The following is a 16197-nucleotide window of genomic DNA, read 5'->3' as shown; positions in this document are numbered from 1 at the left end:
CCCAATGCCCAATTTGAGTTAATCTATTATTTTGACAAACAAGATAAAATGTTATCTCAAGTTTTTTACTTGCTACGTTCCCGCAGTGACGGCAAGTATCTGTCGGCGAATCCCAATCCAGATTCGGCAGTGAGTTACCTGCTGATGTTTCGCGAAGACTATGACGCTTTGAGCTATCTCAATGCCCACGCTGCTGATGTTGCCGATCGATTCGGAGTAGAATCGATTTCCGGTTCTCAGGTAAAAAAGCTACTCGAACGTTGGGGCTTTAACGGCGTGGGGGTTGTTCAAGACCCGCTGTTACCCAATATTGAGTTTTTATTGACAAAGGATTGACAATTGACAAGATTTGCGATTCACCCGGTTTCAGGAAGAAATCGGGTTTTTTTGTCAAGTTTTGAGCCGATCGCCCGATCGAGTTTGTACAGTTCTGTGCCCCATATCTAGTGCAAATTGTCAAATATATTAACCTTTTACCCTAAATCTGAATCCTGTTGTATATTCGTAGTCTGTTGATTTATTCCGACACGTCAGTACACAACCTATGGTTAGAGAATTAGAGCGATCGAGTGCCAGCGAGAAACGCAACCTGTCCGATTTCCCCGAAACAGCACCCGCCGCCAATCCCGTATTTTTTAGGACTTACAGCCGCCGTACCGAGACGGGAAGGGAGACTTGGGAGGAAGTGTGCGATCGAACTGTCAAGGGGCTGCAAAAGCTGGGAAACCTCACCCCCGAAGAAACACAACTGCTGCACCGGATGCAAAACCAGCTCAAAACCCTCGCTTCAGGCCGCTGGCTGTGGGTAGGCGGCAGCAAATGGATCGAACAACCAGAGAATTTTTCCGGGGCATATAATTGTTCCTCAACAAATATTCTCGACTGGCGTTCCTTTGGTTTGTTAATGGATTTGGCAATGATGGGCTGCGGCACCGGCGCAGTCTTGGAACCACAATATATCAACCAACTGCCGCCGATTCGCAACCGTTTAACCCTAACCATGCAAGGCGAAATCGGCTCTACACCCGCCCAGTCGCGCCGTCAAGAAACAGAAGTAAAAATAGCCGAAAAAACCGCAACTATTTATGTCGGAGATTCTCGTCAAGGTTGGGTACAATCCTATCAAAATTTGCTGGAATTATCCACAGATGAAAGATTTGCAGGAGAAGTTCAAGTATTCATCGATTTGAGCGATGTTCGCCCGGTGGGAGAACCTTTAAAAGGTTTTGGCGGAGTAGCAAATCCGGTGAAATTGCCCGACCTTTATCAGCGCTGCGCCGCAATTTTGAATAAAGCTTTAGGGCGGCAGTTAAATTCAGTTGAATGCTGCGTGTTGATAGATGAAGCTGCGGTCACGATCGTCGCCGGCAACATTCGTCGAAGCGCGGGAATTCGTCAGTTTTCTTTCGATGACGAACTAGGGGCAAATGCTAAAAATAATCTGTGGCAACAAGATGAAAGCGGCAACTGGAGAATAGATCCAGAACGCGATGCCCTTCGGATGGCCAACCATACGCGAGTTTTCCATACCAAACCTACACTAGAAGAATGTATTGATGCTGTCCGCAAACAGTATTATAGCGGCGAAGGTGCGATTCAATGGGCCGGCGAAGCTGTAGCTCGATCTAACGTTGATTTACTTTCAACACCGAGTCTTAAACTTGAATTTTTGAAAGCTTACGACGAAGGAAAAGCTAAAGAGTGGTTGCAGGAACGCCATCCTAATATGACTGCTGGCGAGTTAGAGCATCGGTTAGTCCGTATGGGCTTAAACCCGTGTGGTGAAATCATCGGCTCTAATTTTCATTGTGTCAGTGGCGACACTCTGCTAATTACTAGAGACGGACTGCATAAAATAAAGGACGTTGTTGGGAATGAAATCGAGATTTGGAATGGTAAAAGATGGAGCTCAGTCACACCATTTCAGACAGCGAGTGATACCAATGGCGGGCGACGCAAACTTTATCGTGTAAAGTTTGCTGATGGTACTTATCTGGATGCCACAGAATATCATCGTTTCTTTGTCAAGGATCGCTTTGGTAAAGTTTACCAAGAAGTTCAAACCAAAGACTTGATGGATACAAGTCGATATAGCATTCATACTGAACCTTTTACAATTCAGTATGAAGATGGCTTGAATATCGATTCAAGTTATGCTTACACTTTGGGGGTGGCTGTAGGAGATGGAACTACAGACCAAAATGACAATGCGAAAGTTCGACTTTACGAACAGAAAATGGCATTATCAGTAGCAGGAAATAAGTCTCCAGAAAGAAGCTATGACTATTTACCTGCTTTTACCGATGTAACTAACTTGAGCTTTTCTGGAGAGTTGCTGAAAAGTTTGAAAGTTAACCCAGAAGCACTAAATGTAATTGCGAGCTGGAATCGGCAAGCAATTTTACATTTTATTGCTGGATTAGCTGATACGGACGGCTCGAATACCCACAGTAATGGTATCAGAATTTATATTTCTGACCGCGATCGCGCTTTCAGAGTTCAGTTACTTTTGACCAAATGTGGTATTCGTTCGTCGCTAAATCTTTGCGCTCATCAAGGGTCAATTACTAATTACGGCGTCCGAAGTCGGGATTTGTATTACTTGCAAATTACTGACTGTGGTGAAATTCCTTGTCAGCGGTTAGATGTGAGCAAAGGGACGCATGCTAAACACAAAGGTAAATGGCAAGTCGTCAGAAGTGTCGAAGAATTACCAGGATTGCACGATACTTACTGCTTCAACGAACCAGAGTTTCATAAGGGAGTTTTCGGAAATACCCTAACTGGAAACTGTAATTTGGCGGAGGTTCACCTCAATCAAATTGACCCTTACAATTTCAAAGAACAGGAGGAAGCTTTCAAGGCTGCGGCTCTATCTGTCGCGGTACTTCTCAATCACACATTTCTTGAACCCCGCTATCAATACAGCCGCGAATTAGACCCGATTGTCGGCGTATCTTTCACGGGATTGTTCGATTTCTTCGTTCATGCTTTTGGCGTTGAGTGGCTGCGCTGGTGGGTGGAAGGCCGCCCGCAAACTCCGCAAGGAATCGCTTTTAAACAGCGGGAAGAAGAGTATTTGAGTGGTTGGCGCGAGATTGTCGATCGGGTAGTATGGGATTATTGCGATCGCCATTCCTTAAAACGCCCAAATCGCTGCACAACCGTTCAACCATCGGGTACTAAATCTCTGCTGACAGGTGCTTCGCCGGGGTGGCATCCGCCGAAAGCCCAGCGTTTCATTCGCCGAATCACTTTCGGCAAAAACGACCCCGTAGCCCTCGCCTGCATCGACTACGGATACAACGTGATTCCGTCTCAATCTGACAAGGATGAAAACGGCAATTTGCTGAACAATCCCTTCGATGAACGCTGTACAGAATGGCTGGTAGAAATACCTGTAGCGGTAAGTTGGGCTGACTTGCCCGGTGCTGATGAAATTGACATTAACAAGTTCTCAGCGGCGGCACAAATGGACTTTTATATGCAAGTGCAAAAGTTCTATGTCAGACATAACACTTCGGCCACGATTGAACTGCGCGAAAATGAAGTGGAAAGTTTGGGCACTCGAATTTATGAAGCGATTCGCGATGATGAAGGCTACATTTCCGCAGCGCTTTTAGCTCGATTTGATGCTCTTGAAACTTTCCCGCGTCTGCCCTTTGAACCAGTGACCAAGGAAATTTACACCAAGATGGTGGAAGAGACTTTAGCGCGCCGCGAAATTGATGTTTTTCACGCGGCACTAAGTCGCTATGACTTAGGTGAAATGATGGATTCGGGGCCGGCAGGCTGCGATTCTGATAAGTGTTTGATGCCGGAGACTAAATAGATTTAGCGATCGGCTTAATTATGAGAAATCCCCAAAGCCTGGGGATTTCTTTTTTTGAGTTGTACAAAAATGCTAAATAAAAACTGCGCTCTCTATTGACATTAGCTGGCGAACTTGCGAATATGATCTATAGAAATACGTCGCAGCAAATATAGAACAAAAACATGAATGTAGACGAAGATATCCTGCAATTACCCCATATCGGTTTAAAGAACAGAGCTATACTTCCCGAACTATCAGGAATATATTACGTTATAGACGAAAATTTTATAATTTGGTACATAGGAAAAGCAAAGAATCTACGTACCCGCTGGGCCGGTGACAGCCACCACAGACTCGATCAACTACAAAAGCAACGAAAAAAGCTGTTTACCATCTATTACGAGTTAGTGCCTGAATCGCTACTTGATGCTACAGAACAGGAGCGTATTGAGCAGCACAGCCCGCAGTTGAATGGAACTAAAGTCAAGGTTAAGAAATTACGTCCAACAGAAACACTTTTACGGGAAACGCTAGCTAACCTTGCCCCTTACAGTTTTATATTAGGTGTAGAATCAGCCCGAAAACAAGACCTGAAGTTCATAGAAGATTCTCTGTATTGGCGAGATAATGGGAGAGTTAAGAAGGCTATTTTGCCTTTGACTGTGATACATATTTGCATAAATGTAAGCGAATTATCGACCGGGACAAGCGGGAACTCAGCGATACGTTTCATCAGAAATATTTTTAGGAAGCGCAGTAATTATTCAAAAAACTGGGAGTCGTCTTCTAAATACAAAAACAGGGCTGAATATTCAGTCAAAGTATTATTAGTTAATGGCTTCGTTATAGAAGTATGTGGAATATGGCAAGAAGCATTAAAATACATTCAAGACTATGAGTTAACTAAACTGGCTAATGTAGATATGAGGGCTGTGGATGAAGCTTCTTTAGTTATTATAAAAAATAAGTGTTTACTTAACTGCGAAGCAGGGGTATTTTTAGCTCCTGACAACCGAGATTATCCATATCATGAGTTTTGTCGCAAGGCAATAGAACGAATATATCCTTATAAACAAGATTTGGTTAAACTACTATTTAATGAAGAAATCGCTCTAGTAAGTAAGCCGCAAGTATTGCCAACAGATACCAGAAATCTACGCGATAGTAAGACGGGTCTTCTTGTCCGGCTAGCTAACCTTGCTGATAAGAAAGGATATATGACGGCATTGTTAACGGAACGCGGTCTTGACTTAAATCTTTATCGGGTTAACAAGTATTTAGAGTCCATACCAAAAGATGATAATTACATAGACAACATCGCAGATACAAGAATGACTGTCTTTATCAAGCCATTTCTTTGGAATCTCCCAGAAGTTTATTTGGCAGCCACAGTAGATAGAGTGTTTTGGTTACTGCTAGAAACTTACCTGTCGGATTTTACTAAAGTAAACCTAAACGCAGAAGAAAGATATACAAGCAAAGCCTATGTATCGCCTCGAAGATTTATAGTACCTGCGACACTGACTGTCACCTTAAATGGGAAATGGAAAGCAGGCATCCCATTTGGTTCTAAAGATGATATGTCATATAAAGCAGTTGTAGATATTATCACAAGTCGCTTACAGGCAAGCGGAATACCTAAGCTAAAGTTCTCGTTCACATTAGATAGTATACGCAGCTAGTTACTCACAAATCAACAGTAATATCATTTATCTCTATGTAAAATCTCTATTTAAAAACATCTTTCGTCTTTTAAAGCAGCAAAGTGGCGGTCAAATAAACTGCGGCGTGCAAACCTAAAATTTGCCAATAATTCAAAGCCAAGTTTTGCCAAGTCGGTTCGTAGACTGCAGTCTTCTCGAATAACTGCGGTAAGATTGTACGATCGCACAATCTTACCGCACTTCCCTCAACCATTCACATAATAATCCCGCGTTCCCTTCGCATTCATCGCTTCTCCGAGTCGATTTAACCCGTACACGTAAGCCGCAGTTCTCATGGAAACTGACAATTCCTGAGATTTTTTCCAAATTGCCTCAGTTTCTTCGACCATTTTATGCTTTAACCGCTGGTTGACTTCATCCAGCGTCCAATAAAGCCCGCTGCGATTTTGCACCCACTCAAAATAACTAACCGTTACACCTCCGGCATTGACTAAAATATCAGGAATTACCTGAATTCCCCTCGCTTCTAAAATCAAATCAGCAGCCGAATCAATCGGCCCGTTAGCTACTTCAAAAATAAACTTAGCCTTAATATCATTAACATTGGCTTCTGTTATTTGATTCTCCAAAGCTGCTGGAACCAGCACGTCTACATCTAATGCTAAAAGTTGCTCATTTGTCAAGATTTCGTGTTCGATAATATTACAAACAGAACCTTCGCAGTAAACAGCTTTGATACCTTTGTTAGAATCTTTAAATCCTCGAATACTGGGGATGTCCAGACCTTGTTTAGCATAAATTCCCCCTTGGGAATCGCTGACAGCAACAACTTTGTAACCTGCTTTCCAGAGCAGTTCTGCTATTTCTGCACCTGCATTACCAAAACCTTGTACTGCTACAGTCGTATCTTGAGGAGTTAGCTCAAATTTGGGTAGAATAGTTTGTATTACAAAAAAAGCACCCATTGCTGTGGCCGTATCTCTGCCCAAACTGCCGCCAATTGTCACTGGTTTTCCAGTCACCACCGCTGGAGAAAGCTGCCGCTTAATAATGTTGTACTGATCCATCATCCAACCCATAATCATGGGATTGGTGTAGACATCCGGTGCGGGAATATCGACATCGGGGCCGATGAAATCTGCGATCGCATCGACATAGCCCCGGCTCAACCGTTCCAATTCCAGTTTGGACAATTCCTTGGGATTGAGAGTAATTCCGCCCTTTGCTCCTCCAAAGGGCAAGTTCAAAACTGCACATTTAAACGTCATCCAAAATGCTAAGGATTGCACTTCATCAAGGGATACTCCCGGATGATAGCGCACTCCTCCTTTAGACGGGCCTCTGGTATTGTCGTAGCGCACCCGATAACCTTGGAAAATTCGCAGGGAACCGTCGTCCATCCGCACGGGAATCGATACAATTAAACTGGATTTGGGGTGTTTCAGCCTTTCGATCGTATCCTCGGAAAGGGACACATATTTTAAGGCTCGTTCTAATCGGCGGCTGGCATCGGCAAATAATGATTCAGACATAATTGGAAGGAAGAAGGAAAGCACGACACGGATTTTGACACGGATACACGGATTAATTATTTAGTGTCCGTCAGATTTTGAAGTCAGAGGGAAGAAGCAAGAATAGCTGACATCTTAATTTTAAGTGTCTCGGCTGATCTACTGGTTTTCCTATACATTTTAATTTAATCACAATCCAGGTTGAATTCTGTCAACTGTCAACGGTTAACTGTTCACAAACTGCCTTGTGTCGATCGACAATATCGCAGTGCCAAGCAGGATTAAGCAGATACACTTACAATAGAGGGTGATATTTAAGCTCAAGCCGCAATTTGAGTTCGATCGCTCAAATCACTGGCAGCCATCAGGGGAATTAAATTCTGAAATAGATCGAGGCTTTAGCTGACGTTAGAAACTGAATTATTATTATGGTTGGACTCCTAGCCGCACTCTCTGCGTCTGCGGCAGGGGGTATGAGAATTGCCCTGCCCCTGCTGTTAATTGGTTTGTTGCGGATTGACAAACTTTGGTCGGAAATACCTTTATTGTCGGGGGTTCCCCCCCAGGTGGCTATCACCATCTTGGTGAGTTGGTCGCTGTTAGAGTTATTTGCTTCTAAAACCTTTGTAGGACAGCGGGTACTGCAAATTGTGCAAATTATTTTCAGCCCCATTGTAGGAGCAATTATGGGAATTTCGATCGCTCAGGTAAGTTCGATCGAGGAAATTATTGCTCACCCTTGGATGCTGTGGATAATTGGTATTGTCGGAGGTTTGTTGGCTTTAGTGCTGCAACTGGTACAAGCGGGATGGTTTTACCGGTTGCAGGGTTTGCCGATTTGGGTGATTTTCCTCCAAGATGTTCTGTGCATTTCCTTGGTTTTGTTTGCCTTTGACGCACCGCGACAGGGAGGGTTAGTTGCTATGATCCTGCTGTGGCTGGCAATTCGCAGTTCAAAAGAGTGGTATCGCTGGTACAAAAGTCAGGGAATACCGGGTGACAGGGGAAATCCCCGCCGCCACAAGCGCGATCCTGATTAGTTAGTGATTAGTTATTGCTGATTAGTTATTGGTGATTAGTCATATCGTTTACGGTTGTTTCGGAATGATTTAACCGCAGAGGGCGCAGAGGGCGCAGAGGAAGAGAAGAGAGAGATGAATAATTCCGATACCAACGGATTTTATATCATTAGTCCTTTTTAACAACAGTGAACAGTCAACAGTCAACTGTCAACTGTCAACTGTCAACTGTCAATTTAAAGCAATCCGATCGAGTGTAGCGGGCCCTGACCCGTAATTAACTCTAGCAATAGTGCCACAAAACCAATCATCGCCACACGACCGTTCCAGACTTCCGCCCCCGTGGTCAAGCCCCACTCCCACTGCTCTTGAGGGTACATTTTCACTTTTTTGGAAGGGCGTATAACATCGGAGAATTTAACGCTGGGAGATTCGATCGACTCGATGACTAAATCAGCCAAGGCTTCAATAAACACCGGATGAGTATTCAGGGCGGGCACTCGGTAGAAATTCTCAATCCCCGATTCTTCTGCTAATTCTCGATACTCCATGTCAATTTCTTGTAGAGTCTCGATGTGTTCGGAAACAAAACTAATCGGAACTACCAACAAATCTTGGACTCCATTTTCTGCCAATTCGGTTATGGCGTCTTCGGTGTAAGGTTTGAGCCATTCCACCGGGCCAACCCGACTTTGATAAGCTAGAGTGTGTTCGTTCGATCGATCCAAATGTTCCATAATCAGACGAGTGCAATCTTCAATCTCGCGCTGATAGGGGTCTCCAGCCTCTTCTACGTAGCTGAGGGGGACGCCGTGGGCGCTGAAAAAGATGTGAACTCGATCGGGATTCGGATTGTGGTCTAGTTGTTGGGCTATCAATTCCGACATTGCCTGAATGTAACCAGGCCGCTTATACCAAGAAGGAATCGCGGTATATTGTATATCCTTGAGGGCAGGATCTTTGCCCCACATTTCTTCTAGCTGCCGGAAGCTAGAACCGCTGGTGCTGATGGAAAATTGAGGATACAGCGGCAAGATTGTCAAGTGTTCGATGCGATCGCGCTTAATTTTGGCGATCGCCTCTTCGGTAAAAGGATGCCAGTAGCGCATCCCCACGTATACTCGAGCATCTTGTCCCTTTTCTTGCAAGAGTTCTTGCAGGGAAGCGGCTTGTTCCTCGGTAATTCGCCGCAAAGGAGAGCCGCCACCGATTTGGCGGTAGTTTTCCTGGGATTTTTGAAAGCGCAGGGTCGAAATCAACCAGGCGAGCGGTTTTTGCATCCACGGAAACGGAATGCGAATGATTTCCGGGTCAGCAAACAAGTTGAACAGGAAAGGACGGACATCCTCGATTTGATCTGGCCCGCCCAAGTTTAATAGCAATACTCCCACACGACCCATAGCGGTTACAGCTCTCCCATCGTCTCAGTTCTGTTACTTATCTTTATGATATAACTTAATAATATCTTAAGTCGATAGCAAGGTATACATAATTTTGACTATAGCAACAATTTTTAGAGATTTAAGTTATCGGTATCAGTGTCTCTAGGATTGCGATCGCACCTCTGGCTGCTTTGAGCGTAGGCGGCAATGCTCGTTTGGGTCACAACGGCCAAGGAAAAATGTACCATCAGCCAATTATTATTTAGAAGCTTTTGCCGACTGTCAGTTTGACAGGAGTACACAGCAGCGTTGCGATGCACGAAATGCAACTGGCGCAATTGCGACAATCTTTCAGGAAGTATACCGCGCGGTCAAGTCCGGTGGTCTATTCATTTGGGTAGATTTTCCTCTGCATACAAATCCGGTATTTAGGTCAGGGTTGGCTGTATTTTTGTGGTTGTTTGAGACTGAAACTGACTTGGGGAGTTTGTTGGCAGAGGTGGGATGGCGATCGTACAATTCCGAAGGAACTCCACAACCAAAACTTTATGCTGACGGCAGCATTCAAGTAATCCAAGTTCAAAAGTCAGTTGACAGTTGTCAGTTGACAGTTGTCATTAGTGCGCGGGGAAGAAACCGGGTTTCTACGAATTTTGGGTTGAGTGACGATAAATATCGGGAGAAACCAGGTTTCTGAGGTCGGCGCGCGCATCTTACTATACTTGTCAACTAATGACTAATGACTAATGACTAATGACTAAACAAACTTTTTCGCTTCTGCCAAAGCCGCCTCAAACTTTAGCAATACATCCTTTTCTGTGTGAATAGCTTTCTCTTGTTCCAGCAGCGGGCGGCCAAAGCGAAAAATGCCGTCCTGTTCAACGTGGTCTACATAAGGTAGCGTTTCTGGATGCGGCAAAAATTTTCTGCCGATGGTGTACGGCGTGTGGAAAGAAAAGCTAAAGTCGGGAAACTTGTCGCTTTTGATTTCGAGATAGTAAAGCGAGTAATAATCTTTGGTTTCGCAGTACACACATTCGCGGCACTTATTTACAAGTTTGCGGTTCTGATAGAAAAAATCCCACTTATCCCAAAAGTAGCCATCTTTCATCATTTCCTGGTGGTCGTCGCACAGTTCGAGATATAATTTGTCAGAATCCGCCGGACGGTAGAAGTAAAGCATGGCGTAGGGCATTTCAATCAGTAACTTGACTGCTTGATTTTTTCGCTGGTACCATTCCTGCTGGTGAGTTTCGTAGACTTCCTTATATTTATTAATTGCTTTAAAGCTGTTAAGCTGATTTTCTTTGGCCCACCGCGACGCCCACACTGTCCAGTAAGCTAGCTGGAAGGTTGCTGAAATTTCCGCAGAACCTTGTTCTTTCCAGTCGGCAATGATTTTTTCCCACTCGGAACTAAAAGCTAGTCGTGATTGTTCGTTTTCTTCAGGCTTTTCTGTATTGATTGGGGTGGGTATTTGGTGATTATTTTTAATCAGCCCTTTGGGTTCTTTGCGCCAATTATTAATATCGGTTGGCGTTAGACTTAAGATGAATCTTCGGTCGTGAACGGGATATTCTAGATGGATTCCTGATTTGCGGAAAGAGCGGTATTCTAAAATAGGGAGTTTGTCTTGTTCAATCCACTGCTGGCGTTCTGCGGGCGAACACTTGAGTATTGTTTCTAATTCAACGGGATCGACGGCTAATTCACTTTTGAATGTCTCCCAAAATCTTTCTTGTTCGGCTGGATTTTCTTCCAGGAGGGATACAATTCGGTTGACGAGATGATCGGTTTGGTCTTGGCAATTTTCGGGAAGTCCTAAGAAGTCGAGGAGTTTGGTCTTGAGTATTCGTCTGGCTGAGATTAGCTCGGCTAACATGAGAAGCTCCAGTAGAGTCATGACTTGCGCTCTTGAACTGGCAAGATTTGCACAAGTCTTATATATCTTAATAGATTCTTCTGGGTTGTCGGCAATTGAAATGTCCGCGCGAGCGAAGGTATCCCGATCGCGCCTGCGGGCCCGTTGCGGTAGGGTATCGCCCAACCTCCGCCCCCTCCCTAAGCCAAAATACTCAAAACCAGGGCAAAAGACCGATCGACCTTTTGGCCTGATTGGCTAAAACTCATATATTGCACCGTTCTCAATTACTTGTTTAGGAACAGGCAAGATGCCTGTTCCACAAAATATAAATTTTCTTGTGGAACAGGCATCTTGCCTGTTGCTGACAATGGTGCGAGATATCAGCTAAAATCGATAATTACGATCGCGCACCCACAAACTCACAGGCACAGCATGGCCTGTTTTGTCAACCTTTACTTCTACCAAAAATGATTGTCGCTGCTTCCTTTGAGCTTCGCTAATCTCCTGATTGACTTTTTCCCTTTCATCCTCTGGCATATAATAAGTTTCTAAGCCGTATTCCATCTGCCAACCGTTATATTTGCCCTTAATTGCGATTTGATTGGCGGGCAAATTGGTGGGATTTTTGAGACTGACGCGGACGGGTTTCCAAGCTTGGGGGCGGCCGAGATTAGTCGCGGCTTTTGGCGCTTCTAAGATTACATAAAAACTGGTTTGTGGTTTGAGATTGTGCGTATTTTTTGGACAAACAATTCCGGGCGGACAAGGTTTTTTTTCGGTAGGTAAATCTTTCCAGTCGGGGAGTTTTTGGAGATTTGTGAGATCGGAAATATCATATCTCAAAACTTGGTAATATCCGCGCAAAAAGTCGTAAGGGTCTACTGGTGCTGTTTGCAGGACAACTGTTTTGCCAGTTATAAAAGTGTAAACGGCGGTGGCGGGTACGGCGGCAATTAGTCCGATTTGCAAGAGTAGAGGAACCCACATTCGCCACGCGGGAAGGCGTTTTGCTTCCGGGGGAAGGGTGAATGATGGGGGATTAGCGCTGGTATCTGCTATTTCGGAACTTGGAGGTGTTAAATCTGGATTTTCGGTGTTCATATTGGGAATTGGGAATTGGTTCGCAGAATAATATCGTTGACCTTTGAATCGGCATAATCATCTTCCGAGTGCAGTGCAAGGGGGACGATCGCACTATAGTAGAATGCTGCTATTCATCGGGGATTTTTGCGAAGTGGCGCTCGAACCACAAACCAGCAGCAATAACACCGATTCCGCACAAAACAAAGACAAAAGATTTGAGCAACAATCCTGTGTTATATTCAAAGACTCGGCTGATAATTTGCAGGGTGATTAATACCATGCCTCCCCAAAAAGTCTGGCGGTTTCCTAAAGCTAAACCTTCTCGGATTAAGCCGACAGCGAGCAAAAATGATAAAACATTAAACAGAAAAGTTGCTAATTGAGGAAGGGGAGTAAAATTGAGGTGAAAAAGCGGTATTAAGGCGCTGGCGAGGATGAAAATGCCGATCGCACTTGTAGTCAAATCCACTGCTTTTTGTTTTGGTCGCCGCAGTTCCAAACGTCCCAAGCGCAGCCACTCAAACACCGTGAAACCGCCCAAAATAGCCACATTTGCCAGCAAAACCCAATCCGGCTCAGTTTGCCCAGGATTCGGCGAATCTTGCCACAACCAGTGGAAAGAAAGAACATAAAACAAACCGGCGAGAAACAGCAGGGCTAAACTGCGGGCGGTAGGTTGAAACAGCTTGCTGCGTACCTTCGGCCAGATTGCATCGTCGTATCCCCACAGCAAAGCGGGCGGTAAAGCACAAAAAATTGCTGTACCCCAGGTTGGATTTAACCCTTGGACGATAGAAACTTGTAGGGAAAAAATTATCGCGATCGCACTTATGGCAAAAATAGCACGCGATCGACACCAATAAGCCAGCGGCACAAACATTATACTGGCTGCGATCGGCATTTGCCGCACCAAAACTTCCAGCCAAGAAAACTCGACTTTGGAAGACCAATCTAACACCGCCAGCCAATAGCCCAAACCGATTAAAAGTGCGGACAAAACGCCCAAGGAAGTCAACCGCAAACTGTAAGCCATTCCGAGCACGCCGATTCCCCAAGCAAGGAAAAGTCCGTAGGAAGAACCGCCAATATGGAACATTTGCGCCATCAATGCCATATTTGCTCCTAAAATCAGAGCACCTAACAGCAACAATCCTTCACCTAGGAGTTTGTTTCGCCCTTTTGTTGCGGGCATATTGGGATGGGAGTTTTGGCTTCGGGATGGGGGAATTCGCCACAGATAGAAACCTGCTGCATTGACTGCTACGAAAAGACTTAGCAGCAGTGCAACTCTCACTTCGCGCGACCAAACTTGCCAGTTTGCCGCTACAAAGGTGATGACTCCTATACCGAGGAGAATGCCGCCGAGACTCATCAGAATGCTGAGGAATCGGTTGCGGGAGGCGGTTTCGAGTGTGTTGAATTGGTAGCGTTCCGAAAGTTGTTGGTAGAATGAAGTGTCGATGAGTCCTTCTGCTTGCCAGAGTTTGGCTTGTTCTCGCAACTCGCGCCGAAATTTATCTGAAATCATTTTTAATATTCCAGAGGATTTGAACTGTGATAGTTATTAATATGTCACTTGTGGGTTGATTGTCGATGGAGGCTGGGACACCTGCTGAACTTGCACAGCAGATTTGATTGAGATCCTTCGGCTGTTCCAACCGTTTCTACATAAACAAACTCCCAGCAGAAAGGAACGAATAAATCAAGGAATGTAATATTATGGTACAAGCTCAATCTAAAAAATTAACTTTTGACGAGTACCTTAATTACTCAAATGATACGGGTCAACGCTATGAGTTAATTGATGGGGAGTTAATAGCTTTGCCACCAGAATCGGAACCTAATAATTTCATTGCTAACTATCTATTTTTCTATTTTGCTAGCAGCGGGCTAGTGCCACTCAGGCTGATCAAAACGCATAATTGCGAGGTTCAAGTTGCCGTTTTGCGATCGGGAGATGCGGCCAACCGCTACCCGGATTTGATAATTCTGGAACCTGAACACATTCCGCTGACAGCAATCAGGCTAACTATCACCTTCGATATGCTGCCTCCTCGGTTGGTTGTGGAGGTAGTGAGTCCGGGTAGAGTGGGCAGGGATCGGGATTACGAGCGCAAACGAGCTCAGTACGCAGCGCGGGGCATCGCAGAGTATTGGGCGATCGATCCAATAGAAGAATTGGTGACGGTTTTGCGGCTTGAGGATGGGCAATATGTTGAGGTTGGGGTGTTTCGGGATGGAGAGGCGATCGTATCTCCGATGTTTCCACAGCTAAGTTTGACGGTTCAACAGATTTTGAGTGGAGAGGTTTAAGGGCGGATCGATAGCTAATTGGTTAGCATTCATCTAACCACCTACCGATTAGTGAAAATCTCCACCCTCGACCTGATTAAGGCCATGTTTCAATCCCTGATAGGGATTTAGGTTGATTGCAACCTGAATCCGTTCAAGGCTCTATGAGAGAATTTGGGGTATTTCCCCGCCTAGAGCCTGTAAGTATTGAAACCACATCAGGAAACCTTCATATCCTGATTTAGAACGTCAAACATCTATAAAGTAATCTAGGGTAGCAACCTCTACCTTAGTTCTCTCGATCCGAATCGAATAAGGAGTCATCAATACCCCCCTTGCTAAAAATCAAATTCACAAAATCGTAAATATTGATAGCTTGAGTCCCAAATCGCATGAAATTGTCATCCACAAGATAATAACCATCGTATTCATCTCCTTCATGATTAGATACTGACCCTCGAACAATAAGTTCTAATTTTTCTCGAAGTTGAAGTATAGGCATCACGTCTCTACACTCAGCTTTTTCCAGAAACTCTAATAAAGCTTGTTGACAACGATAGATGGCAGCACCAACTAAAAATGAATTAGCTCCAAAATCGATTACCCAATTATTTCGATTGTTATCATATATGCGGTTAGCGTGTTTCGGCGCACGAACTAGAGAACCAGTAGGATGATCCCAATACGCCGATTCCCTAATAAACTCTTTAGCAAGCTCTAACTCTACCTCACCCTGTACTGAGAGCTGTTGGACTTTAGCTCTGACAGCCTTAACTACTTCTTTCTTGTGTTCTTGTGGTTGCATTTGTTTCCGAATTGCCTCTATTTTTTAAATGGTCTTTCAAGTATATCTTATAACACTGTCATTCAAATAACACTTCTCCTCATCTCTCGTAACCTATACCGAGGTTATCTATATCAAACTCGTTAAGCGGTTATCAATACCACCTTTGCTAAAAATCAAATTCACAAAATCGTAAATATTGATAGCTTGAGTCCCAAATCGCATGAAATTGTCATCCACAGGATAATAACCATTGTATTCATCACCTCCGTGATTAGATACTGACCCTCGAACAATAAGTTCTAATTTTTCTCGAAGTTGAAGTATAGGCATCACGTCTCTACATTCAGCTTTTTCCAGAAACTCTAATAAAACTTGTTGACAACGATAGATGGCAGCACCAACTAAAAATGAATTAGCTCCAAAATCGATTACCCAATTATTTCGATTGTTATCATATATGCGGTTAGCGTGTTTCGGCGCACGAACTAGAGAACCAGTAGGATGATCCCAATACGCCGATTCCCTAATAAACTCTTTAGCAAGCTCTAACTCTACCACTCCCTGTACTGAGAGCTGTTGGACTCGATTCCTAGCAAGATTAATTACTGTTATCCTCTGTAATTCTAGTTGTCTCTGTCTCTGTTCTTCTCGTTGTCTCTGTTCTTCTAGTTGTCTCTGTTCTTCTAGTTGTCTCTGTTCTTCTCGTTGTCTCTGTTCTTCTCGTTGTCTCTGTTCTTCTCGTTGTCTCTGTTCTTCTCGTTGTCTCTGTTCTTCTCGTTGT

14 protein-coding genes are annotated in these 16197 nt (G+C 44.3%); 6 read left to right on the top strand and 8 right to left on the bottom strand.

What is annotated here, in order from left to right:
- Positions 1 to 48 precede the first annotated feature (48 nt).
- From QUB10_RS11475 to QUB10_RS11465, 3 genes are all read left to right on the top strand, one after another.
- A complete protein-coding gene (locus tag QUB10_RS11475; RefSeq protein ID WP_333202236.1) occupies positions 49 to 336 on the top strand; it encodes a hypothetical protein in 288 nt (95 codons plus the stop codon).
- Between the two features lie 208 nt (positions 337 to 544).
- Positions 545 to 3832, top strand: coding sequence for a ribonucleoside-triphosphate reductase, adenosylcobalamin-dependent (gene nrdJ, locus QUB10_RS11470; RefSeq protein WP_333202155.1), 3288 nt, complete (start codon positions 545 to 547; stop codon positions 3830 to 3832).
- A 164-nt stretch (positions 3833 to 3996) separates the two neighbouring features.
- Positions 3997 to 5496, top strand: coding sequence for a hypothetical protein (locus QUB10_RS11465; protein WP_333202153.1), 1500 nt, complete (start codon positions 3997 to 3999; stop codon positions 5494 to 5496).
- A gap of 70 nt (positions 5497 to 5566) precedes the next feature.
- Here QUB10_RS11465 and QUB10_RS11460 read toward each other — a convergent pair whose 3' ends face one another.
- Together QUB10_RS11460 and QUB10_RS11455 are read right to left on the bottom strand one after the other, a co-directional pair.
- Complete coding sequence (locus tag QUB10_RS11460; protein WP_333202151.1) at positions 5567 to 5731, bottom strand: hypothetical protein; 165 nt, start codon at positions 5729 to 5731, stop codon at positions 5567 to 5569.
- Positions 5724 to 7010 carry a Glu/Leu/Phe/Val dehydrogenase gene (locus QUB10_RS11455; RefSeq protein WP_333202149.1) on the bottom strand — a complete coding sequence of 429 codons (1287 nt, stop codon included), beginning with the start codon at positions 7008 to 7010 and terminating at the stop codon, positions 5724 to 5726. Before QUB10_RS11455 ends, QUB10_RS11460 begins: the two co-directional genes overlap by 8 nt.
- A gap of 407 nt (positions 7011 to 7417) precedes the next feature.
- Here QUB10_RS11455 and QUB10_RS11450 point away from each other — a divergent pair, with 407 nt between their 5' ends.
- Positions 7418 to 8029: a DUF4126 domain-containing protein gene (locus QUB10_RS11450; RefSeq protein WP_333202147.1), complete on the top strand. Its 612-nt coding sequence runs from the start codon at positions 7418 to 7420 to the stop codon at positions 8027 to 8029.
- Between the two features lie 215 nt (positions 8030 to 8244).
- On the opposite strand, the gene hemH is transcribed toward QUB10_RS11450, so the two are convergent.
- Complete coding sequence (hemH, locus tag QUB10_RS11445) at positions 8245 to 9408, bottom strand: ferrochelatase (RefSeq protein ID WP_333202145.1); 1164 nt, start codon at positions 9406 to 9408, stop codon at positions 8245 to 8247.
- A 421-nt stretch (positions 9409 to 9829) separates the two neighbouring features.
- On the opposite strand from hemH, the gene QUB10_RS11440 reads away from it, so the two are divergent.
- Entirely contained in the window at positions 9830 to 10087 is a 258-nt protein-coding gene (locus QUB10_RS11440; RefSeq protein WP_333202143.1) for a hypothetical protein, read from the top strand.
- 60 nt (positions 10088 to 10147) lie between these two features.
- Here QUB10_RS11440 and QUB10_RS11435 read toward each other — a convergent pair whose 3' ends face one another.
- From QUB10_RS11435 to QUB10_RS11425, 3 genes are all read right to left on the bottom strand, one after another.
- Complete coding sequence (locus QUB10_RS11435) at positions 10148 to 11272, bottom strand: hypothetical protein (protein WP_333202141.1); 1125 nt, start codon at positions 11270 to 11272, stop codon at positions 10148 to 10150.
- Between the two features lie 366 nt (positions 11273 to 11638).
- A complete protein-coding gene (locus tag QUB10_RS11430; RefSeq protein WP_333202140.1) occupies positions 11639 to 12355 on the bottom strand; it encodes a GDYXXLXY domain-containing protein in 717 nt (238 codons plus the stop codon).
- 109 nt (positions 12356 to 12464) lie between these two features.
- Entirely contained in the window at positions 12465 to 13865 is a 1401-nt protein-coding gene (locus tag QUB10_RS11425) for a DUF2157 domain-containing protein (RefSeq protein WP_333202138.1), read from the bottom strand.
- Between the two features lie 191 nt (positions 13866 to 14056).
- Here QUB10_RS11425 and QUB10_RS11420 point away from each other — a divergent pair, with 191 nt between their 5' ends.
- Entirely contained in the window at positions 14057 to 14650 is a 594-nt protein-coding gene (locus QUB10_RS11420; RefSeq protein WP_333202137.1) for a Uma2 family endonuclease, read from the top strand.
- A gap of 268 nt (positions 14651 to 14918) precedes the next feature.
- Here QUB10_RS11420 and QUB10_RS11415 read toward each other — a convergent pair whose 3' ends face one another.
- Positions 14919 to 15434: a hypothetical protein gene (locus QUB10_RS11415; RefSeq protein ID WP_333202135.1), complete on the bottom strand. Its 516-nt coding sequence runs from the start codon at positions 15432 to 15434 to the stop codon at positions 14919 to 14921.
- A gap of 108 nt (positions 15435 to 15542) precedes the next feature.
- Positions 15543 to 16197 (bottom strand): hypothetical protein (locus tag QUB10_RS11410; RefSeq protein ID WP_333202133.1); only part of this gene is annotated, 655 nt, incomplete at its 5' end.

The sequence above is a fragment of the Microcoleus sp. B5-D4 genome (assembly GCF_036705145.1).
Lineage (GTDB): Bacteria > Cyanobacteriota > Cyanobacteriia > Cyanobacteriales > Microcoleaceae > Microcoleus.
Note: the sequence above shows the minus strand (reverse complement) of the source record. Positions and strands in the feature narration are given on the sequence as shown.

Coding starts and splice junctions, on each gene's coding strand:
- QUB10_RS11475 (WP_333202236.1), top strand. CDS start 49: ATGTTATCTCAAGTTTTTTACTTGCTACGTTCCCGCAGTGACGGCAAG.
- nrdJ (WP_333202155.1), top strand. CDS start 545: ATGGTTAGAGAATTAGAGCGATCGAGTGCCAGCGAGAAACGCAACCTG.
- QUB10_RS11465 (WP_333202153.1), top strand. CDS start 3,997: ATGAATGTAGACGAAGATATCCTGCAATTACCCCATATCGGTTTAAAG.
- QUB10_RS11460 (WP_333202151.1), bottom strand. CDS start 5,731: ATGGTTGAGGGAAGTGCGGTAAGATTGTGCGATCGTACAATCTTACCG.
- QUB10_RS11455 (WP_333202149.1), bottom strand. CDS start 7,010: ATGTCTGAATCATTATTTGCCGATGCCAGCCGCCGATTAGAACGAGCC.
- QUB10_RS11450 (WP_333202147.1), top strand. CDS start 7,418: ATGGTTGGACTCCTAGCCGCACTCTCTGCGTCTGCGGCAGGGGGTATG.
- hemH (WP_333202145.1), bottom strand. CDS start 9,408: ATGGGTCGTGTGGGAGTATTGCTATTAAACTTGGGCGGGCCAGATCAA.
- QUB10_RS11435 (WP_333202141.1), bottom strand. CDS start 11,272: ATGTTAGCCGAGCTAATCTCAGCCAGACGAATACTCAAGACCAAACTC.
- QUB10_RS11430 (WP_333202140.1), bottom strand. CDS start 12,355: ATGAACACCGAAAATCCAGATTTAACACCTCCAAGTTCCGAAATAGCA.
- QUB10_RS11425 (WP_333202138.1), bottom strand. CDS start 13,865: ATGATTTCAGATAAATTTCGGCGCGAGTTGCGAGAACAAGCCAAACTC.
- QUB10_RS11420 (WP_333202137.1), top strand. CDS start 14,057: ATGGTACAAGCTCAATCTAAAAAATTAACTTTTGACGAGTACCTTAAT.
- QUB10_RS11415 (WP_333202135.1), bottom strand. CDS start 15,434: ATGCAACCACAAGAACACAAGAAAGAAGTAGTTAAGGCTGTCAGAGCT.